Origin of the sequence: Shewanella sp. HL-SH5 (assembly GCF_051163755.1) — a bacterium.
GTDB classification, from domain to species: domain Bacteria; phylum Pseudomonadota; class Gammaproteobacteria; order Enterobacterales; family Shewanellaceae; genus Shewanella; species Shewanella glacialimarina.
The window spans coordinates 107,501-127,938 of sequence record NZ_CP195038.1; the positions used below are offsets into that span (position 1 = coordinate 107,501).

Here is a 20,438-nt window from a genome sequence, read left to right on the forward strand (position 1 = left end):
AGATTAATATTTCTGTACCTCTGCTAACTGCGATGGAGAGACGGAGAAGGCTAGGCTAGCGCGGCGTTGGTAGTCCGCGTTTAAGGTAGTAGGCGGTGTTCTTAGGCAAATCCGGGAACACGTACTTAAATGTACACGTTGAGAGCTGATGACGAGTCACTAAGGTGATGAAGTAGTTGATGCCATGCTTCCAGGAAAATCTTCTAAGCTTCAGGTTAGTAGGGATCGTACCCCAAACCGACACAGGTGGTCGGGTAGAGAATACCAAGGCGCTTGAGAGAACTCGGCTGAAGGAACTAGGCAAAATGGTACCGTAACTTCGGGAGAAGGTACGCTGCTGTTGGTGATGGGACTTGCTCCCTAAGCTGACGGCAGTCGCAGATACCAGGTGGCTGCAACTGTTTATCAAAAACACAGCACTGTGCAAAATCGCAAGATGACGTATACGGTGTGACGCCTGCCCGGTGCCGGAAGGTTAATTGATTGGGTTATCGCAAGAGAAGCTCATGATCGAAGCCCCGGTAAACGGCGGCCGTAACTATAACGGTCCTAAGGTAGCGAAATTCCTTGTCGGGTAAGTTCCGACCTGCACGAATGGCGTAATGATGGCCACGCTGTCTCCAGCCGAGACTCAGTGAAGTTGAAATTGCGGTGAAGATGCCGTATACCCGCGGCTAGACGGAAAGACCCCGTGAACCTTTACTATAGCTTGGCACTGAACATTGAACCTACATGTGTAGGATAGGTGGGAGACTTTGAAGCTTCGTCGCTAGATGGAGTGGAGTCAATCTTGAAATACCACCCTTGTAGTTTTGATGTTCTAACTCTGGCCCCTTATCGGGGTTGAGGACAGTGCCTGGTGGGTAGTTTGACTGGGGCGGTCTCCTCCCAAAGAGTAACGGAGGAGCACGAAGGTTGGCTAAGTACGGTCGGACATCGTACGGTTAGTGCAATGGCATAAGCCAGCTTAACTGCGAGACATACACGTCGAGCAGGTACGAAAGTAGGTCATAGTGATCCGGTGGTTCTGAATGGAAGGGCCATCGCTCAACGGATAAAAGGTACTCCGGGGATAACAGGCTGATACCGCCCAAGAGTTCATATCGACGGCGGTGTTTGGCACCTCGATGTCGGCTCATCACATCCTGGGGCTGAAGTCGGTCCCAAGGGTATGGCTGTTCGCCATTTAAAGTGGTACGCGAGCTGGGTTCAGAACGTCGTGAGACAGTTCGGTCCCTATCTGCCGTGGGCGTTGGATGATTGAGGGGAGCTGCTCCTAGTACGAGAGGACCGGAGTGGACGAACCGCTGGTGTTCGGGTTGTCATGCCAATGGCATTGCCCGGTAGCTACGTTCGGAATCGATAACCGCTGAAAGCATCTAAGCGGGAAGCGAGCCCCAAGATGAGTCATCCCTAGAGCTTTAAGCTCTCTAAAGGGCCGTAGGAGACTACTACGTTGATAGGCAAGGTGTGTAAGCGTTGTGAGGCGTTGAGCTAACTTGTACTAATGACCCGTGAGGCTTAACCATACAACCCAGATGGGTTTTACTGATACGACTTAGTATTAGAATGGGACGCTTAAATAGTGTGACGAGACTCAAACTCAGATAAAGCAATCAGCTTTCCGAATTATTATTTAATGCTAGTTAAATAGCGTTAGATAACCAAATTTGTCTGGAAACCATAGAGCTGTGGCACCACCTGATCCCATTCCGAACTCAGAAGTGAAACACAGTATCGCCGATGGTAGTGTGGGGTCTCCCCATGTGAGAGTAGGTCATTTCCAGGCGCCAAATAAAACAGCAAGGCCACTCTAATTGAGTGGCCTTTTTGTTTTGTGTCGAAAAATTATTCTTAAGCATAAGTCATACAATTTACATTAAACATAGTGTGGCCGATATGCCCATGTGAGAGTAGGTCATTTCCAGGCGCTAAATACCAATCCGATGATACTAATTACATTAATTCATGGGGCAGACCTATTCTCTCTAATAGCTTAATCGGATCCCTTCTGGCTCAAATATCCTCATCTCCATGAAAGCAGCTATTAACGAGTTTATTCTGAGAAAGTCGTTATCACACTTGCTCTCTATGGTTTAGTTCTGGTGAACCGGGGGGTAACTTGAGGGTTGTTAGGTTAGCAAAATTATCATCTAAATCATGCTGTCGCTGAGATAAATTTCAAATACTCGTACATTTATCTGTTGTTAGCATGTGAGGCAATAATGGCTTTCGTTACTGGCGTGACTGCTCCGTCTAAATATACTGACTCAAACAGTTTCAGCCATACCGCTCGTGGACGAGTTTCTTTCTTGGCCCTAATTGGCTAGTAGTATTATGTTGGCTAAATCTGACTGGACATCAATGCGAGTGAATGTCGCATATTAATGACAGTTAGCATATAGGGGGTTTTAAAAGCGTCCAGAATTACTTAGGGTGACGAGTTCAAGTGGTTATCAATAACAATCTAATTGATGAAGTAAATGATAGGTTTTTGTATGTCACGCTTAATTCAGGTAAGTTAAAGCAATTGATACTTTGGGTTAGATAGGTAGCAACCTAGGTGTTAAAGCTTACTTTGCTGACCTTTAACCTACTGGTAAATATCGTTCGAGGACGATCTTTACCATTTATTCTGCTTGATAAAATAAAGGACCAAACGTTTGGTCCTTTATGTTCTGCAAAATACCCTTACTCAAGTATTTTTCGAATGGTATTAAGCGTCAGGTTTATTGCTTGTTGGAGCTGATTCTACATTGACTGTTTCTGGCTCAGTTTGGCTTTTTCTCTTACTGAAAATCCTTTCAACCACCACAAAGAACAATGGAATTAAGAAAATACCTAGGAATGTCGAACTCATCATGCCACCTAATACACCGGTGCCAATGGCGTTTTTACTGCCGGAACCGACACCAGTACTAATTGCTAATGGAACCACACCGAAACCAAATGCTAATGAGGTCATTAGAATAGGACGCAAACGCACACGTACCGCATGCAGTGTTGCTTCGATTAATCCCGCACCTTTATCGTAGAAGTCTTTTGCGAATTCAACGATCAAGATAGCATTCTTGGTTGCTAGACCCACCGTTGTCAATAACCCTACCTGGAAGAATACGTCGTTAGGTAAACCACGGCCGTTCATAGCAAGCAATGCACCAATAACCCCTAGAGGTACGACTAATACGACTGCAAATGGCACCGACCAGCTCTCATAGAGAGCTGCAAGGACCAAAAACACCACTAAAATTGACAAGGCATATAATGCGGGTGCTTGGTTACCCGACAAACGTTCTTCATAGGACAGGCCATTCCACTCAACTCCAAACCCAGGTGGTAATTGTTCGACCATTTTCTCTATCGCAACCATAGCATCACCGGTACTGTAACCAGGCACGGTAGCACCTTGAATATTGACAGCAGGTAAACCATTAAAGCGTTGTAACTGTGGTGAACCAAAGTTCCAAGAGCCTGTCGCGAAGGCTGAAAAAGGTACCATTTCGCCTTCTGAGTTACGGACATACCAAGTGTCTAAATCACTGGGTTGCATACGATATTTAGCTTCACCTTGTACGTATACTTTCTTAACGCGACCACGGTCAATGAAGTCATTCACATATGAGCCACCCCATGCGGTAGCGAGTACGCTGTTGGCACTGTTGATATCAATACCCAGTGCGCGTACTTTTGCTTGGTCGATATGAATTTCGTACATTGGTGCATCTTCCTGGCCATTGGGGCGAACGCCCACCAAGCTTGGATTTTGTGCCGCCATACCCAGCAACTGGTTACGTGCCTCAATTAATGCATCATGACCTTTACCGCTTCTATCTTGCAGATATAAATCGAAACCATTTGCTGTGCCCAACTCAATTACCGCAGGTGGAACAAATGCAAACACCATGGCATCTTTTATTTGCATAAAGCGGCCCATTGCACGACCTGCGATAGACTGCACATCTTGACCAGGTTCTTCTCGTTCGGCCCAATCTTTTAAGCCAACAAACGACATCCCCATGTTTTGGCCCATACCCGCAAAGCTAAAACCTGCAACACTGAACACAGAGTTTACCGAATCGCTTTCCTGGGTTAGATAGAAATCATTGATTTCGTTTAACACTTTAACGGTACTTTCTTGGGTTGAGTTGGTTGGCAAAATTGCTTGGGTGAATAAAATCCCCTGATCTTCATCTGGTAAGAATGCCGTTGGCATGCGTAAGAAAATCCACGCTGTAGCAATAACAAGCACAAGGTATATGCCCATCATGCGGAAACTGCGTTTAAGAATTTTTGCCACGCTCGCTTCATAGCGAGATGTCATGCGATCAAACATACGGTTAAACCAACCAAAAAAGCCGGTATTAATATGGGTATGACCTTTAGGTAATGGCTTTAACATGGTTGCACATAAAGCAGGTGTTAAAATCAACGCTACTAATACTGACAATGCCATAGCCGATACGATAGTGATTGAGAACTGACGATAAATCACCCCGGTAGAGCCTGACATAAATGCCATCGGCACAAATACCGCAGAAAGCGTTAAACCAATACCAACAAGCGCGCCAGTAATTTGATCCATCGACTTACGGGTTGCTTCAAGTGGACTTAATCCCTCTTCAGACATTAATCGTTCAACGTTTTCTACTACTACAATGGCATCATCGACCAGTAGACCAATTGCCAGCACCATAGCGAACATGGTGAGGGTGTTAATAGAGAACCCTGTTGCCGACAAAATAGCGAATGTACCGAGTAGTACTACGGGTACTGCAATCGTTGGGATTAGCGTTGCCCTGAAGTTCTGTAAGAACAGATACATGATCAAGAATACTAATACGATAGCTTCGATTAACGTATGAACCACACCTTCAATTGATTTTTCAACAAATGGAGTAGTGTCATACGGATAGTAAATTTCTAACCCTTCAGGAAAATAGGTTTTTAAATCATCTAAACGGTCGCGAATATTATTAGCTGTATCGAGTGCGTTTGCACCTGTTGCTAACTTAAAGGCTAGACCAGATGCAGGTTTACCGTTATAGAAGGATTCAACTGCATAGCTTTCTGCCCCAAGTTCAACTCGAGCCACATCTTCAAGATAGACATTTGCGCCAGAAGAGTCTGATTTTAGAATAATCCGCTTAAATTGCTCAGGTGTTTGTAAACGGCTTTGTGCGGTAACAGTGGCGTTTAATTCCTGGCCTGGCATTGCAGGTGAACCGCCTAATTGGCCTGCGGATATTTGAGCATTCTGCTCTCTAATCGCTGCCATTACTTCAATACTGGTTAAGTTGTATTGGGTTAGCTTTAGCGGTTCAAGCCAGATGCGCATTGCGTACTGCGCACCAAACAACTCGAGTTCACCAACACCTGGTACTCGACTCATAGGGTCTTGAATATTGGCAGCAACGTAATCAGAAATATCGTTTTTAGCCAGCGAGCCGTCATCAGACACAAACGCCACAACCATTAAGAAACCCGCGCTGGATTTGTTAACGTTCACGCCTTGTGATTGTACTTCTTGAGGTAAGGAGGTCATTGCCGACTGCAGTTTATTCTGCACTTGAACTTGGGCAATATCGGCATCCGCCTCGGCATTAAACGTTAAGGTAACAGTCGCGTTACCAAAACTATCACTGCTAGAAGAAATATAGCGTAAATGGTCAATACCAGTCATGCGTTGCTCAATAACTTGAGTCACGGTATCTTCCATGGTTTTGGCCGATGCACCAGGATAAAATGCGGTAATGACTACCGTTGGCGGTGCAATACTAGGGTATTGAGCAATGGGCAGGCCTTTAATGGCCAGCACCCCTGCTAACATAATAAGAATTGCGATCACCCAAGCAAAAATAGGGCGATCGATAAAAAAGCGAGCCATAATAATGTCCTATTTTTGTGGAGTGTCTGCAGTTAATACCTGTGGTGATACCGCCGCACCTGGACGAATTTTTTGTAAACCTTCTACAATTAATTTATCGCCAGCTTGGAGGCCATCAATAATGCGCCATTGGTTATCAATTACTTCAGCAGTAGTGACAATACGCACTTCGACATTGTTATCTTGATTAACAATCATCGCCATTGCCTGACCTTTAGTATTACGAGTAATAGCACGTTGGGGCACTAAAATAGCTTGTGGGTCAGTGCCTGTATCTAAGCGTGCACGCACATACATACCAGGTAACAGCACACCATCAGGATTAGGGAATTCAGCACGTAATGTGACAGACCCAGTAGCTTCGTCAACACTGACCTCAGCAAATTGCATCGTACCTTGCTGATCATAAGTGGTACCGTCTTCTAAAATCAGCGTAACAGTAGCATTGTCACTTTTTTGTAACTTACCCGCTTTTAGCTTACTTTTAAGGCGTAATAACTGCACACTAGATTGAGCAATATCAACATTGATAGGGTCTAATTGTTGAATCGTCGCCAAAGTGCTGCTTTGATTTGCGATAACTAAAGCACCTGCTGTTACTGATGATTTACCTATGCGACCCGCAATTGGGGCTTTTACTTCAGTATATTCAAGGTTGATTTTAGCTGTGTTAATAGCAGCTTGCGCAACGGTTACAGATGCTAATGCTTCTTTATAAGCAGCTTTTGCTTCATCAAAATCTTGTACACTGACCGAATTAGTTTTTACCAATGTTTGGTAGCGTGCCGCTTTCGCTTTAGCAGATTCCAAACCTGCGTTAGCACTGGCTAAATCAGCTTCTGCACTGACTAAAGCCGCTTTGTAGGTAGCAGAATCGATTTGATAAAGAGATTGACCTTTAGTGACCTCTTTACCTTCAACAAATCCACGTTCAGTAATAATACCAGACACTTGTGGACGAACTTCAGCTTCTAAAAACGATTTGCTGCGACCCGGTAGCTCTACTTGAATAGACTGCGACTGTGCTGTCACCACCATTACACCAACCGGAGTAGGCGGGCGCTCTTGTTGAGCCTGCGCTCCTTCGTCTTGTTTGCCACAGGCTGTTAACCATAACGTCGCAGTTATCACTGCGGCAATTTTCAATGCTTTGTGCATGAGAGCTCCTACTCTAATGTATCCACACACAACTAGGTTGCTGTGTGAAAAAGGCTATTTCAATTCTAACTGTATATTTTGCTACGCAATTAACATTGCTCATAGAAACTATTCGCAAAGCCAATGGGCTAAATTGTAAATAAATACGTTAACCCGCTTGATTGATAACTGTTTGTTAACGAATTTGGACCAAAAAACTTGTTTTATGAGTAATTTAACTAAAAATGTTTACTCAGTGTGTGGTTAATTTAACAGCTATATATTGCAATTACACTGACCAACTAAGATAACCTTGTTGAAAGTTATTATAATATTCCACTATTAATGGTTTCTGTCTGTTAGCTCTTTTGGTTAGTTTTGCCTATTTTTATTGTAAAACAGGTATTTGTTGCGTTAATTTCGCTGAATTTTGTCATCAAAGATTATGTGCTTGTGGAGTTGCCATGCAAATCAGTCGGCCAAATTCAGGAATAATCAGCTCAACATGATGTTGTTTAGCAAGGGCAGTTGTCCGTTTTGTAAACGCAAGACTCTTGAGCATATTGCAAACATCAGATATTCCTTTTTGCTAATCTACAGCTTGGTTTTCGACACAATTAGCCATTGAAATATCCCAATGGATATACTCATGATTAACAAGACTGGTACGACAATAATCAACATTTTCATTATTAGTCAAAAGTAAACTATACGGTGTAGTTTACTTTTGATCCAGTTGAAAAGTAAACTGGTCAGTGTAAAATAACTTTTATCAATTTTTTGAATATAAAGCGACATGGATACTGAAAAGAAAAGCCGCAGTCAGTTAAAACGACAAGCCATTATCGATGCAGCCAAGCGCACCTTTAAATCGATAGGTGTCGCAGCGACCAGTATGGACAAGCTAGCTGAAGAGGCGCAAGTGTCTAAACGCACGGTTTATAATCACTTTGCCACCAAAGAAGCCTTAGTGATGCACCTAGTGAGTGAATTGTGGCTTGAAGCTATGGCACGTAACCAGGGTCAATATCAAGCCGACAAAGATTTACTGCAACAATTTACGGCCATTATTTTGACCGAAATTGAGTTTATTAATTCACAAGAACATATCGATATGGCCCGAGTCGCATTTGGGCACTTGTTTTACAATAGTGAAGAGATGAACCGAGAGGTTGAGAAAATGAAGCTGCTTGAAACGGCGTTACTGCGCTGGATAAAAGCCGCCGTAAGCGATAATAAGTTAGCACTAACCGATGTTAATTTTGCTAATGAACAGTTAATGCACTTAATTAAAGGGCATTGTTTCTGGCCACAATTATTGGCTTACAAACCTTTACTCACCAGTGAAGAGCGCCAACATCTGGCCGATGAAACTGCAAAAATGTTTTTAAGCCGTTATCAAGTAACAGCTTAATACTTATCATCACTTCTACAGATAGTTATCACCGACGCCGAGTGAAATAATTCGGCTTATTTTAGCTAATGTCAGCCCTGATTCTTGTTGCCAAGTATTGAATGCTGCTTGTGTTTGTTTAAGGCCTGTTTGTGAACTAAATCCGGCATCGACAACGTTTTTGGCTTTTAAATACCCCTGTACATCGTTGGATAATATAAAGGTGTCTTTGCCAATGGAGCGTAAAAAGTACGCACCAGTATTGCCTCCTAAACGGGTACCTTGTTTTTTCAGTGACTGCCATAAACCGATAATGTCTTCGGTTGGCCAGTGGGCGATGAACTCAGCAAAGCTGCCGTGTTTAGCCGCCAATGATTGCACCATATAGGCATTATCCACAATAGCCTGGGTCTTCTTTTGGTGGCGGATCAGTGTTGCGTCGGATGCCCGTTGTTGAATCTGCTCAGGTGATAGCATCAGCACTTTTTGTGGCTCAAAATCAAAGAAGGCTTTTTCATAAGCGGGCCATTTATTGTCGACTACGCGCCACACAAAACCACTTTGAAAAACCCGCTTAGACATAGCTGATAATAATTGTGCATCACTGTATTGGGCTATTTCACTACTGGATAATGTGTTGGGTAACAAAGCTTCAACAGCCGCCATTCCACCTTTGCGTTCACAGGCACGTAACACGATATCAGCAAATTTCTCTAGCTTAGCCACAATATGGTCCTCAGGTATTTGATTGTCATTTAGCGTTTGAGTTATGAGCTAAATTAATCTATTTAAATGATTATATGGCACAAACAAAACAGCCATCTATACGATGGCTGTGGTTGTTTAGATTAACATTAGGCGTTAAATATTTCTTTCTTTTTTAAGTTGTAAAAATTGCTTCCACTTTATCACTTCTGGTGGTAACTCTGGTGTTGCACCTTCATACCCCGCTTCTAACACTAAGGTGTCAATCGGCACTTGTTTGCCTTTACATATAAATACGCCACGGACATGAACAATACAATGCAAACCGCGTGCGGTGACAAAACGCTGCTCAATATAGAAATATTTTTCGTCCCATCCAACCACTTTAGTTTCAACTTCAAACTTTTCAAATGGCTTAATATCACGGATATAAGTGAACTCAGATGCATTAACAATTGGCATCCACTTCATCTTAAGAAATTTTTTCATTAACCCCATATCGGCGATCATATAGGTACGTGCCAAGTCCATAAATGCAGGGTAGCGTGAGTTAGTGAGATGCAGATTTACATCGCAATCAAACGGCAGCGCTCGATAACTAATCTTGCTGGTGCCTAAAAAACCAATACCAGGACAATGGCGAATGCGCCACATGAATAACCACACTAATCGAAAATAAAGATTCATTTACAACCACTCCTTTATGAGTGCCACAGGCTAGCAGAGGTCATACCAGCGAGCAAGCAGAGTTTTCGCGATTTTCGTGGGTGTTTGTGCGTTGAGTTGATTGAACTTATGTGGCTAGGACATTATTATAGCGCTGCTGAATTTCAGCATTAATTCTCAGGGCGGGGCGAAACTCCCCACCGGCGGTAAATACTTATGCCTACTTATATGGTGTAAGCATAAAGCCCGCGAGCGCTCGATTCGTCGAGGTCAGCAGATTTGGTGACTTAGTTTATTACTATATGGTAATAGCTAATATTCCAAAGCCGACGGTTAAAGTCCGGATGAGAGAGAATAGCAACACCATCAGTAGACTCTGTCCACTGATGAAATTCTATTTGGCGTAAAAACCCTCTTCAAAGCCCTGGTTCTGGTATTTTTTAGGAGTAAACCATGAATCAGTTATCTTTACTTGCACCTTTTGGTGATCCAATCGAACGCGTTGAAAAAGCTATTATTGCCTTACAACAAGGTCGGGGCGTGTTATTGCTTGATGATGAAGATCGTGAAAACGAAGGCGACATTATCTATTCAGCACAGCACCTAACCACAGAGCAAATGGCATTAATGATCCGTGAATGCAGCGGTATTGTGTGCTTATGCTTAACCGATGAGCAAGCTAATAAGCTTGAACTGCCACCTATGGTGATGGATAACAACAGTGCTAATCAAACGGCATTTACGGTATCGATAGAAGCCAAAGTTGGCGTGACCACAGGTGTTTCAGCAGCTGATCGTGTTACTACAGTTAAAACGGCAACAGCAGTACATGCTAAAGCCAGCGACTTAGCAAGACCGGGGCATGTGTTTCCACTGCGCGCCCGTGCTGGTGGAGTGATGTCGCGTCGCGGCCATACAGAGGGCACAGTTGATTTGATGCAAATGTCAGGTTTAGCGCCTGCTGGTGTGTTGTGTGAACTAACCAATGAAGATGGCACTATGGCTAAAACACCACAAATTGTTGCCTTTGGTTTAAAACATAACATGCCGGTTCTAACGATAGAAGATATGGTAATGTATCGCTTAAAGCATGATTTGAAATTAGCCTAGTTGATTTAACGGACTTAATAGCTTTGAAGTACTATTGCTGGAAAGAGGCGCATAAGCGCCTCTTTTATTATCAGCCAGCGTACTAGATTAAGCCTGCTTATATGAGGGGTAATGACATTAAAGTGCATCTATAAATGCGTGGTATTGGGCCATTGTCTTAGCCTCAGTTAACATTCCTTGATGGCCAGCATTAGGGACAATAATCAGCTCTTTATTTGCAGATTTGCTAGCCGCATATAACTTCTCTGATAGCCCCACAGGTACTTCCTCATCATTCTCTCCAGCAATGACTAATAATGGCCCTTTATAATATTGTGCGACCACTTTTTCATTATCTATTTTACGAAAATCTTCTGGCATTTCCACACTCATAAAGGGTGCCATATACCAGGGCGTTTTTTCATCTACCCAGTCATCAGCGTTGGTTGCTGAACCATGTAATACTAATGCGTTAATGGTATTGTTTTTGGCTAAATCAGCCGCAATAAAGCTACCTAATGAATAACCATGCAAAATGATTTTTGTTGGTTGATATTGTTGGTGTAAATAGTCCAATTGTTGCTGTGCATCGGAAACAATATTTTTAATACGCGGTTTGCCTTCACTTGCGCCTAATCCGCGGCGATCCATCACAAAAATATCAGTGTTCAACGCTGATAGTGTGGTTAATGCTGATAAGCTATATGGCTCTATTTTCATCCCATTACCTTGGAAAAAAACTAAGGTGATCTTGCTGTTTGGGTTATCAATATAAAAACCATTTAAGCTAACATTATCGCGGGCTGTTAATTGGACTGGAGCAATTAAATGATCTGGCAAGGCTTGCTGTAATTTTTGGGTGAATTCGGTTGTAAAGGTCGTTGGTGCTTTATCGCTAGCAATAAAGGTTTCTTCGCTTATGCGAACAGTGCAGGCAGAAGTCATCAAAATCATTGCGCTTATCGCGGTTTGTTTAACTAACGTATGCATATTATCTTCCTTAATTTATTCATCAATTTGATGCACTAAAATATCGCCCGGTGAACATTGCAAGTGCTGACAAATTGCATCCAATGTCGAAAAGCGAATCGCCTTAGCACGTCCGCTGCGTAGTACTGATAAGTTTTGTGGGGTTATCCCTACCCGTTCAGCCAGTTCAGTTGACTTCATCTTCCGCTTTGCCAACATGACATCTAATTCAATAATAATGGCCATTAAATAGTTAATTCCGCCTCCATTTGTAATTCGGCGGCGTGTTTCATTACCCAGCCAATGCAATAGAAAATAAGCCCAACTAACGCGTATTTAATCTCTTGGCTGCCGATAGTGAAAAAACCGGGGACAGCACTACTTAATCCGGTCGAATGGAGAAATATTGCTACCACCATAGGGTAAAATAAACTGAGTACTATCCACACAAAAAAGACTGTGGCAATGCGCGTTAAGCAGTAAAAGTTTGCTGAGGTAAATACCTGACCATGTTGATATAAACTAAATAATTGGAATAGAAAAAAGTAAATAAACAGGTAAGGTATTATTTCGACGCTGCCAAGAATAACGCCAGGGTTAAATCCATCAGCATAAAGGTGCTGACCTAAGGCTTGCCAGGATGGTTCAAAGTCGACGCTGAGGTAACTGCTAAAAAATCCCCACCAATCGACACTCATAAAATATATGCCGTCTTTATATTCACCTATGGTCATCACAGCAAGGTAACTACCAAGTTGCAGTGTCGCGAGCAGTAGTAGTAACCATTTTATCCATTTACTGATTATTGTAATTCTATCCATGAGTGGCTTTTCATCTGAGTAATGATGCAGCTAAGTTATCATAATGATTCTATATCGGCAATAAGTTATCGATAAACGATAATTTAAGGTATTTAAATAAAGCGGCTATAACAGGAATGGGCGCTGGTTACGCTATTTGACAGGAGTGTTTATGATTGACATTACAATTCGATAAAGAGTTGGTTCAATAGCTTTTTGATCTGTTCATCATCTTCTTTAAATTGAATGCCTACATTTACTTTGCCATTTTCAAAACGACTATTACATACTCTGGCGGGAATGGTAATTTCAAGATCGCTAGGTGAGCGAAGCACAACAAAGATATCTTTTTGGTTTACGGTCACTTTAGGGTTATCGGTTTTAAAAACAAAACCACAACCTTTTGCGGAAATATCAGAAATAATACCCTTTAATTGGGCTGCTTTTTTAACCTCTTGCTCGCCTCTTGCGACAAGCGATGCCGGTAAATGAGTGACATAACGTTGATGAGTACGTAGTTGTCTATTTTCAATTTTTTCTGGGTAGGTTAAAAATATAAATTTTTCAGGAATTTTAGTGATATTTCGAATGGTGGCTTTAAACGCGTAACACTCCCCTTGTTGACCTTCGAGTAGATAACGAACAACAACCACATTGCCTTCGGTCAGCACATCGCTGTAGTTATTCATATTCTGTGGGGCGGGATGTTTTAAGATAATATATTGGCCTAAATCATAACCTGCTAACGTCGCTTTTATACGTAACTTAACAGGATGGTCAATTTGTAAATCGACGATTTTTCCTGGTTTTAAATCAAAGAAAATAGGCTGTATATTGGCTGTCAACGTTCAAGTCCGTTCATAGATTATTATTAGTATGGAGGCCTGTTAATGTATTGTGATAATTCCTGTAAGGCAATTCTTTTTATGCCAATAATTGAAAAATGCCCTAAGTTATCAAGTGTGGATGTTTCAATTTAAACAAAAAAGCGCCTTAATGGCGCTTTTTTGTTTACAGTATTTTGTTAAGCAGCAATACCACTATGTCTCAATAGGGCATCGGTATTAGGTTCACGTCCCATAAAGCGTTTAAATAGCTCCATGGGTTCTTCACTGCCGCCCATTTCGAGTATGTTGTGTAAGAAACTTTTGCCTGTTTCTGAGTTGAAAATACCTTCCTCTTCAAAACGTGAAAAGGCATCTGCAGACAATACTTCAGCCCATTTGTAACTGTAATAACCCGCGGCATAGCCGCCAGCAAAAATATGGGCAAAGCCGTGTTGAAATCGGTTAAAGCTAGGCGGTGTTAATACTGCAATCTTACTGCGTACTTCATCTAAAATACCCTGAATATCGGCGCCCTTAGCGGGATCAAATTCATGGTGCATTCTAAAGTCGAATAACGAGAATTCCAGCTGACGCAACATCATCATGCCAGATTGGAAGTTCTTTGCCGCTAACATTTTATCCAGCAATGCTTTAGGAAGTGGCTCACCGGTTTCAAAGTGACCTGAAATTTCCGCTAATGCTTCTTCTTGCCAGCACCAGTTTTCTAAAAACTGACTTGGTAACTCAACCGCATCCCATGGCACCCCATTAATACCTGATACGCCGCCAACATCAACTTTGGTGAGCATATGGTGAATGCCGTGGCCAAATTCATGGAATAAGGTAATCACTTCATCATGGGTAAATAAAGCCGGTTTACCATTTACAGGGCCATTAAAGTTACAGGTTAAGTAAGCCACTGGCTTTTGTAGGCCAGTAGAGGTAATACGACGACCTCGGCAGTCATCCATCCATGCTCCACCACGCTTACCTGTGCGGGCATATAAGTCGAGGTAGAAACTGCCTCGGTGAATATTTTCTGCATCAAAAATATGGAAAAAACGCACATCTTTATGCCAAGTATCAAATTGTTTTTCTTCTTTAATGGTTAACCCAAAAAGCTTGTTTACCGTAAAGAAAAGACCTGATAAAGCTTTGTTTTCAGGAAAGTATGGACGTAATACTTCTTGGGATACTTCATACTTATGCTGTTGCAGTTTTTCGGCATAGAAGCTTAAATCCCACGACGCCATTTCGGTCACATTGAAATGTTCTTTTGCGAAGGCACGAAGTTCAGCCAACTCGCTTGCCGCTTGATCTTTTGAGCGTTCACCTAATTCATTTAAAAAGCCCAGTACTTGCTCAGGGGTTTCAGCCATTTTGGTTGCCAAAGATTCATCGGCATAGCTTTTAAAACCCAGTAAGTTCGCTATTTCATGGCGTAGTGCAATAATTTCATTCATGTTGTTGCTGTTATCAAACTCACCGGCATTCGGGCCCTGGTCTGATGCGCGTGTCACAAATGCACGGTAGCATTCTTCACGTAACTCACGGTTTTCACTGTAGGTCATAACAGGTAAATATGATGGAAAATCTAAGGTGAATAACCAACCTGCTTGCTCATTTTCTTCAGCCATGGCTTTTGCTGCTGCTATAGCGGACTCAGGAAGACCAATTAACGCTGATTCGTCAGTAATTAATTTTGTCCATGCTTGAGTTGCATCGAGTAATTGGTTGGAAAAATTGCTGGTCAGTTCTGAAAGACGTTTCACTATGTCGCCATAACGGACTTTATCTGCATCACTTAAGCCAATACCTGATAATTCGAAATCACGTAGGCTTTGTTCAATCACCATTTTTTGTGCCTGGGTTAATTGGCCAAAATCCGCGGACTGGTGAATCGATTTATAGGCTTCATATAAGCCTTGGTGTTGGCCGACATAGGTGCCGTAATCCGATAATAGTGGTAGGCAGTCATCGTGTGCTTCACGCCATTCATCATTACTAACAACTGAATTCATATGAGAAACCGGCGACCAGACTTTACTGAGCTCATCATCAACCTCTTCGAGCGGCGCAATTAAGTTATCCCAAGTATATAGACTATTCTTTGCGAGGAGTTCATCAATGCTGTTGCGGCAGTTTTCGATGGCTTGTTCTACAGCTGGCTTGATGTGTTCAGTTTTTATTTGTGAAAAAAGCGGTAATTCTGTGCCACTTAGCAATGGGTTGCTCATAATGTTTCCTCGAAGAGTAGGCGTATGTGATCTTTATGAGGGCGACAGGGTTGAATTTCAAGTCAAATAGGCTGTGCGGATGAATAGGAGTATGCCTAAGAATATTCTATCAGGCATTACCTAGGTTAAAAACTGACTAAAAAAAGTGATTTTGCTCCCGATTTGCATTTACATGCTATTTACAGTGCACTATTGACAACTAGATCGCAAATGCAATTCGTTATCATTATCTTTATTGCCGCTATTGGTTAGTATCACTAAAATTGTTAATTTCTGTTTCGATGAGTCAATAATCATTATGACAAAGTTACCTTCTGTTTCAGCAATCATGAGTACTTATATTTTAAGTCAGGTTTATCTTTTGCGAACCGCGATGATGGGGCTCACCTTGGCAGGTATCCTTTTAACATCGTCAGTTCAAGAACTGTCAGCGTCTGAGTTTGCATTAGATATGGCTTGGGATAGCGAGTATATCTCCGAAGGGCGCAATAACCTCGATAAAGGCGGCATTGCCTGGGGCGTTGCGAGTGTGATTCAAGATGATTTAATGGCTTTTGCCGCATTGGGGCGTGGCGATCAAACGCATTATGTTGAGTGGAACTTTGGTGTTGAATATACAATTCATTTACATCAACAACTTGAAGCGACTGTGGGTTTTCAGCGATTAGAGTTTTATGGTGATGAACGCGGTTCAGACAATGAGCTATTTAGTTCACTCACCTATACTGGAATAGATTGGTTAGTGCCTGCTGTGAGTTACACCTATGCCACTGAAGCTGCAGGGTATTTTGTTGAAGTGAGCTTGCATAGCCCATGGGAGATTACTGAACTATTTAATGTAACGCCATATATTCTCCAGGGCTTTGATTTCCAATATGTGACTGAGCAACATGATGGTGCTAACCACATACAGTTCGGTGTTGAAGTGGGTTATGCACTATCTAACAATGTGGAATTGTCAGCGCACTTTAGCCGTACTAAAGCATTAGAGGATATTAAGCGTGAAACATTGGTTGAGGGTGTGACGGGGAGTTTAAATCAAACCTATGTTGGTGTGCATGTTAACTGTGCTTTCTCATTCGGCTAGATGACTATTGCACCTTTATGTGAAACTTAGTCTACACTTTAAAGCGCAACTGGCTTGTTGTGCTTTTACTACCTCATTTTTTGCAAGGATGCATTATGAAACTTTTCATTTTATTCTGTTCTGTCTTATTTTCTCTCATTTGTCTTTCAAGTATTAATCAAAGTATTGCCGGTGATGATTGGGCAGAGCTAACTGCTAATACAAAGTTAAAACAAACTGAGCTTAATAATCAATCAGCAGTAAAGCTTGGTAAAGATGGTGTTTATGACAGTGAAGGTAAACCTATTAAGATAAGTCAGCCTTCATTTTCACTTGAATATGATGCTGAAGAAGCATTAGTTGCGCCATATCGGTTACAAAATGCCACAAAATCCATCAAAGGGTCAGGAAAAACATCCTCCAAAACAAAATCATCCGCAGCCGCTAAAATGGCCGATGATCCCAGTTGTCGCTGGCTGCATAATCGTATTACCTATTTGCAAGGTAAAGTTCGAACAGAAAACCGCCATCAACAACATTTTGAAAAAGAGTTGTCCGCGAGGTTATCTGAGTGGAAATGTTTGCAGTGCGCAGGAAAAGGACCTTCTCAGGGTGATCACGACCGATGCCAGTACAAACGTTAACGCGAGTTTATTAATGGCACCTAGCATCCAAGTCGTTTCCTCCCTACAATAGCCATATCAATTGCAGCGGAGATTATCATGGCTCAACATTTTGACTATATTGCTTTGGGTGCCGGCAGTGGCGGTATCGCATCAGCAAATCGTGCAGCAATGCGCGGTGCAAAAGTATTAATTATTGAAGCAAAACATGTGGGTGGCACCTGTGTAAACGTAGGGTGTGTGCCTAAAAAAGTGATGTGGTATGGTGCGCACGTCGCAGATGCCATGAATCTTTATGCCAAAGATTATGGTTTTGATGTCACAGTTAATAAATTTGATTGGAACACCTTAGTTGATAATCGTGAAGCTTACATTGGACGTATTCACGAAGCTTACGGCCGTGGTTTTGCTAGCAACAAAGTGACACTATTAAACGGTTACGGCAAGTTTGTTAACAACAACACCATTGAAGTGAATGGTGAGCATTACACCGCCGACCATATTGTGGTCGCAACCGGTGGTGCGCCGACTATTCCTGATATTCCAGGTGCCGAGTACGGTATCGATTCAAACGGGTTCTTTGAGTTACGTGAACAACCAAAGCGCGTCGCCGTAGTGGGTGCGGGTTATATTGCTGTCGAACTAGCAGGCGTATTACATGCCCTTGGTAGCGAAACTCATTTATTAGTGCGTAAACATGCACCTTTGCGCAACTTTGACCCTATCTTAGTTGATGCGCTTGTTGAAGCAATGGCAACCGATGGCCCAACATTACATACTCATAGTACGCCAAAGCAAGTGATTAAAAATGCGGATGCTAGCTTAACGCTAGAGCTTGAAAACGGTAATAGCATTACCGTAGACACGCTAATTTGGGCGATTGGGCGTTCACCAGCAACGGATAATATCGGTCTTGAAAATACTGATGTTACTTTAAATGCCAAAGGTTATGTAGTAACCGATGAGCAACAAAATACTACCGCAAAAGGCATTTACTGTGTTGGCGATATTATGGAAGGTGGTGTAGAGCTAACTCCTGTTGCAGTCAAAGCGGGGCGTTTATTGTCAGAGCGCTTATTTGGTCAAATGCCTAATGCAAAAATGGATTACAGCCTGATCCCTACTGTGGTGTTTAGTCATCCTCCAATTGGTACTATGGGGCTTACCGAACCCGAAGCGATTGAGCAGTACGGTAAAGATAAGGTGAAAGTCTACACCTCAGGCTTTACCTCAATGTACACAGCTGTCACAGCACACCGTCAAGCCTGTAAAATGAAGCTAGTATGTGCTGGAGATAATGAAGTGGTAGTAGGTATTCACGGTATCGGTTTTGGTATGGATGAAATTCTGCAAGGGTTTGGCGTTGCAATGAAAATGGGCGCAACCAAAGCAGATTTTGATTCAGTTGTTGCGATACATCCAACGGGTGCTGAAGAATTCGTTACTATGTAGATCTTTTTCTGGAAAACTAAACTGTAGTTTTTGATACTCTGGAAAAACTGTATTACCCTCATTAAATAGATTACTTTTAATGAGGGTAAATTTTATGGCATACGTTGTTATTTCATCTTCAATCAGTGTTCCCCGTATACACCCCAAATCCTCATTAAATAAACCTATTGAGCTAGATGGTTTTCCAACCTTCTATAATGCAAATCATCAATACCTACTTCCAGTAAATCTGTGGTTCAACCACCTAGTTAATATCCGAAGGTCTAAGAATCTAAACTCAGCAGTCTGTAGTGGCATAGTTATTTTGGCCACCTAAATAGAGGTGATATTATTACCTCGTAAATTACTTTAGGTGAACACATGAGATCGACAACCCGAAAAACATTTAGTCCTGAATTCAAACTTGAAGCAGCCCAATTAGTCCTAGATAAAAACCATAGCATCATCGAAGCTGCAAAGGCGATGAACGTGGGTAAATCAACCATGGATAAATGGGTGAGACAGTTAAAACTAGAACGCCAGGGTGGCACGCCAAAAGCCTCTCCCATTACCCCTGAACAAATTGAAATTCGTGAGTTGAAGAAACACATAGCACGTATTGAGGAGCATAATCTAATCCTAAAAAAGGCTACCGCTCTCTTGATGTCAGACTCGATGAACAATTTGCGCTAATCAGCCAACTCAAGCAGAGCCACTCTATTCTCACAATTTGTAATGCATTCAAAGTGCATCGAAGTAGCTATAAATATTGGCTAAAAAGAAAAGAGCATATTGATGCTGATTTTACAATTTTATGCAGTGAAGTGAAGACCGCGCATCGTATTAGTAATGGCTCTGCCGGTGCTCGAACGATAGCGCAATTAGTGACTAACAAAGGGATTAAACTTAGTCGTTATCGAGCCCGTAATCTCATGATAAAGCTTGGGTTAGTCAGTTGTCAGCAGCCTAAGCATGCTTATAGGAAAGCAACACAAGAGCATGTAGCTATCCCTAATACGCTTAATCGACAGTTTGCTGTTACCCAACCAGATCAAGTGTGGTGTGGCGACGTGACGTATGTTTGGGTCGGTAATCGTTGGGCATATTTAGCGGTTGTTCTAGATTTATTTTCCCGCAAACCTGTGGGATGGGCTTTGTCATTATCGCCAGATAGTGAACTGACGTGCAAAGCCTTGAATATGGCGTTTGAGTTAAGGGGTAAACCTGAGAATGTGATTTATCACAGTGATCAGGGTTCGCATTATACTAGCTTGAAATTTAGGCAGTTATTATGGCGTCTTCAGATTGAGCAAAGTATGAGTCGTCGCGGGAATTGTTGGGATAACGCACCAATGGAGCGTTTCTTTAGAAGTTTGAAATCTGAATGGGTACCTGTAAATGGTTATGGGAATTTTACAGAAGCAGACAAAGCGATCACAAATTACATCACTGGATATTACAGTGAAACTAGGCCCCATCAATATAATGGTGGGTTAACGCCAAATGAGTCAGAACGTTTATATTGGAATGACTCTAAAACCGTGGCCAATTTTACTTGACCACTACATATCACGTGTCAATAACATTTGAAGTTGTCGAACCTAACACAAA

General features: G+C 42.2%; 15 protein-coding genes, 2 rRNA genes, 1 pseudogene and 1 riboswitch (1 of these 19 cut by a window edge). Of the genes and pseudogenes, 8 read left to right on the plus strand and 10 right to left on the minus strand.

The genetic code is table 11. The features are described from left to right. Together ACRWQM_RS00450 and rrf are read left to right on the plus strand one after the other, a co-directional pair. Positions 1-1,529: ribosomal RNA gene (locus ACRWQM_RS00450) — 23S ribosomal RNA — on the plus strand (it extends 1,374 nt beyond the left edge of the window). Between the two features lie 144 nt (positions 1,530-1,673). Next, positions 1,674-1,789: ribosomal RNA gene (rrf, locus tag ACRWQM_RS00455) — 5S ribosomal RNA — on the plus strand. A 290-nt stretch (positions 1,790-2,079) separates the two neighbouring features. Here the strand turns inward: rrf and ACRWQM_RS00460 are convergent. The 3 genes and pseudogenes from ACRWQM_RS00460 to ACRWQM_RS00470 form a co-directional block, all read right to left on the minus strand. After that, positions 2,080-2,352 (minus strand): annotated as a pseudogene (locus tag ACRWQM_RS00460) (IS630 family transposase); the annotation flags it as partial. A 364-nt stretch (positions 2,353-2,716) separates the two neighbouring features. Beyond that, on the minus strand, positions 2,717-5,884 hold the full coding sequence (locus ACRWQM_RS00465) for an efflux RND transporter permease subunit (protein ID WP_434930889.1): 3,168 nt from the start codon (positions 5,882-5,884) through the stop codon (positions 2,717-2,719). Positions 5,885-5,893: 9 nt separating this feature from the next. Next, positions 5,894-7,042, minus strand: a complete 1,149-nt coding sequence (locus ACRWQM_RS00470; RefSeq protein ID WP_434930890.1) for an efflux RND transporter periplasmic adaptor subunit — start codon at positions 7,040-7,042, stop codon at positions 5,894-5,896. A 775-nt stretch (positions 7,043-7,817) separates the two neighbouring features. Between ACRWQM_RS00470 and ACRWQM_RS00475 the strand changes: the two genes are divergently transcribed. Continuing rightward, positions 7,818-8,435 carry a TetR/AcrR family transcriptional regulator gene (locus ACRWQM_RS00475; RefSeq protein ID WP_434930891.1) on the plus strand — a complete coding sequence of 206 codons (618 nt, stop codon included), beginning with the start codon at positions 7,818-7,820 and terminating at the stop codon, positions 8,433-8,435. Between the two features lie 15 nt (positions 8,436-8,450). On the opposite strand, the gene ACRWQM_RS00480 is transcribed toward ACRWQM_RS00475, so the two are convergent. Then, the gene (locus ACRWQM_RS00480; RefSeq protein WP_434930892.1) at positions 8,451-9,140 is read right to left on the minus strand and encodes a DNA-3-methyladenine glycosylase I; all 690 of its coding nucleotides are present in this window, start codon (positions 9,138-9,140) and stop codon (positions 8,451-8,453) included. 135 nt (positions 9,141-9,275) lie between these two features. Beyond that, positions 9,276-9,806, minus strand: a complete 531-nt coding sequence (locus ACRWQM_RS00485; RefSeq protein WP_434930893.1) for a thioesterase family protein — start codon at positions 9,804-9,806, stop codon at positions 9,276-9,278. 148 nt (positions 9,807-9,954) lie between these two features. Continuing rightward, a riboswitch (FMN riboswitch) is annotated at positions 9,955-10,145 on the plus strand. Between the two features lie 93 nt (positions 10,146-10,238). On the opposite strand from ACRWQM_RS00485, the gene ribB reads away from it, so the two are divergent. Continuing rightward, on the plus strand, positions 10,239-10,895 hold the full coding sequence (ribB, locus tag ACRWQM_RS00490; RefSeq protein ID WP_434927563.1) for a 3,4-dihydroxy-2-butanone-4-phosphate synthase: 657 nt from the start codon (positions 10,239-10,241) through the stop codon (positions 10,893-10,895). 117 nt (positions 10,896-11,012) lie between these two features. Here ribB and ACRWQM_RS00495 read toward each other — a convergent pair whose 3' ends face one another. From ACRWQM_RS00495 to prlC, 5 genes are all read right to left on the minus strand, one after another. After that, positions 11,013-11,864 (minus strand): alpha/beta hydrolase, encoded by an 852-nt coding sequence (locus ACRWQM_RS00495; protein ID WP_434930894.1) that lies wholly within the window; start codon positions 11,862-11,864, stop codon positions 11,013-11,015. A gap of 15 nt (positions 11,865-11,879) precedes the next feature. After that, a complete protein-coding gene (locus tag ACRWQM_RS00500) occupies positions 11,880-12,089 on the minus strand; it encodes a helix-turn-helix domain-containing protein (RefSeq protein WP_434927561.1) in 210 nt (69 codons plus the stop codon). After that, the gene (locus tag ACRWQM_RS00505; RefSeq protein WP_434930895.1) at positions 12,089-12,664 is read right to left on the minus strand and encodes a DUF2975 domain-containing protein; all 576 of its coding nucleotides are present in this window, start codon (positions 12,662-12,664) and stop codon (positions 12,089-12,091) included. The genes ACRWQM_RS00500 and ACRWQM_RS00505 overlap by 1 nt, the downstream gene beginning before the upstream one ends. A gap of 161 nt (positions 12,665-12,825) precedes the next feature. Beyond that, complete coding sequence (locus ACRWQM_RS00510; protein ID WP_434927559.1) at positions 12,826-13,488, minus strand: PilZ domain-containing protein; 663 nt, start codon at positions 13,486-13,488, stop codon at positions 12,826-12,828. 179 nt (positions 13,489-13,667) lie between these two features. Next, the gene (gene prlC, locus ACRWQM_RS00515; protein WP_434930896.1) at positions 13,668-15,707 is read right to left on the minus strand and encodes an oligopeptidase A; all 2,040 of its coding nucleotides are present in this window, start codon (positions 15,705-15,707) and stop codon (positions 13,668-13,670) included. A gap of 298 nt (positions 15,708-16,005) precedes the next feature. On the opposite strand from prlC, the gene ACRWQM_RS00520 reads away from it, so the two are divergent. The 4 genes from ACRWQM_RS00520 to ACRWQM_RS00535 all read left to right on the plus strand — a co-directional run bounded on the left by ACRWQM_RS00520 (position 16,006) and on the right by ACRWQM_RS00535 (position 20,386). After that, positions 16,006-16,794 (plus strand): hypothetical protein, encoded by a 789-nt coding sequence (locus ACRWQM_RS00520; protein WP_434930897.1) that lies wholly within the window; start codon positions 16,006-16,008, stop codon positions 16,792-16,794. Between the two features lie 95 nt (positions 16,795-16,889). Continuing rightward, positions 16,890-17,417, plus strand: a complete 528-nt coding sequence (locus tag ACRWQM_RS00525; protein ID WP_434930898.1) for a hypothetical protein — start codon at positions 16,890-16,892, stop codon at positions 17,415-17,417. Positions 17,418-17,495: 78 nt separating this feature from the next. Beyond that, on the plus strand, positions 17,496-18,848 hold the full coding sequence (gene gorA, locus ACRWQM_RS00530; RefSeq protein WP_434930899.1) for a glutathione-disulfide reductase: 1,353 nt from the start codon (positions 17,496-17,498) through the stop codon (positions 18,846-18,848). A 360-nt stretch (positions 18,849-19,208) separates the two neighbouring features. After that, a protein-coding gene (locus ACRWQM_RS00535) for an IS3 family transposase (RefSeq protein WP_434929781.1) occupies positions 19,209-20,386 on the plus strand; the annotation gives its coding sequence in 2 pieces (ribosomal slippage) (positions 19,209-19,467 and positions 19,467-20,386; 1,179 coding nt in all). Positions 20,387-20,438 lie beyond the last annotated feature (52 nt).

Coding starts and splice junctions, on each gene's coding strand:
- ACRWQM_RS00525 (WP_434930898.1), top strand. CDS start 16,890: ATGAAACTTTTCATTTTATTCTGTTCTGTCTTATTTTCTCTCATTTGT.
- ACRWQM_RS00475 (WP_434930891.1), top strand. CDS start 7,818: ATGGATACTGAAAAGAAAAGCCGCAGTCAGTTAAAACGACAAGCCATT.
- ACRWQM_RS00520 (WP_434930897.1), top strand. CDS start 16,006: ATGACAAAGTTACCTTCTGTTTCAGCAATCATGAGTACTTATATTTTA.
- ACRWQM_RS00465 (WP_434930889.1), bottom strand. CDS start 5,884: ATGGCTCGCTTTTTTATCGATCGCCCTATTTTTGCTTGGGTGATCGCA.
- ACRWQM_RS00485 (WP_434930893.1), bottom strand. CDS start 9,806: ATGAATCTTTATTTTCGATTAGTGTGGTTATTCATGTGGCGCATTCGC.
- ACRWQM_RS00505 (WP_434930895.1), bottom strand. CDS start 12,664: ATGGATAGAATTACAATAATCAGTAAATGGATAAAATGGTTACTACTA.
- ACRWQM_RS00495 (WP_434930894.1), bottom strand. CDS start 11,864: ATGCATACGTTAGTTAAACAAACCGCGATAAGCGCAATGATTTTGATG.
- ACRWQM_RS00470 (WP_434930890.1), bottom strand. CDS start 7,042: ATGCACAAAGCATTGAAAATTGCCGCAGTGATAACTGCGACGTTATGG.
- gorA (WP_434930899.1), top strand. CDS start 17,496: ATGGCTCAACATTTTGACTATATTGCTTTGGGTGCCGGCAGTGGCGGT.
- prlC (WP_434930896.1), bottom strand. CDS start 15,707: ATGAGCAACCCATTGCTAAGTGGCACAGAATTACCGCTTTTTTCACAA.
- ribB (WP_434927563.1), top strand. CDS start 10,239: ATGAATCAGTTATCTTTACTTGCACCTTTTGGTGATCCAATCGAACGC.
- ACRWQM_RS00500 (WP_434927561.1), bottom strand. CDS start 12,089: ATGGCCATTATTATTGAATTAGATGTCATGTTGGCAAAGCGGAAGATG.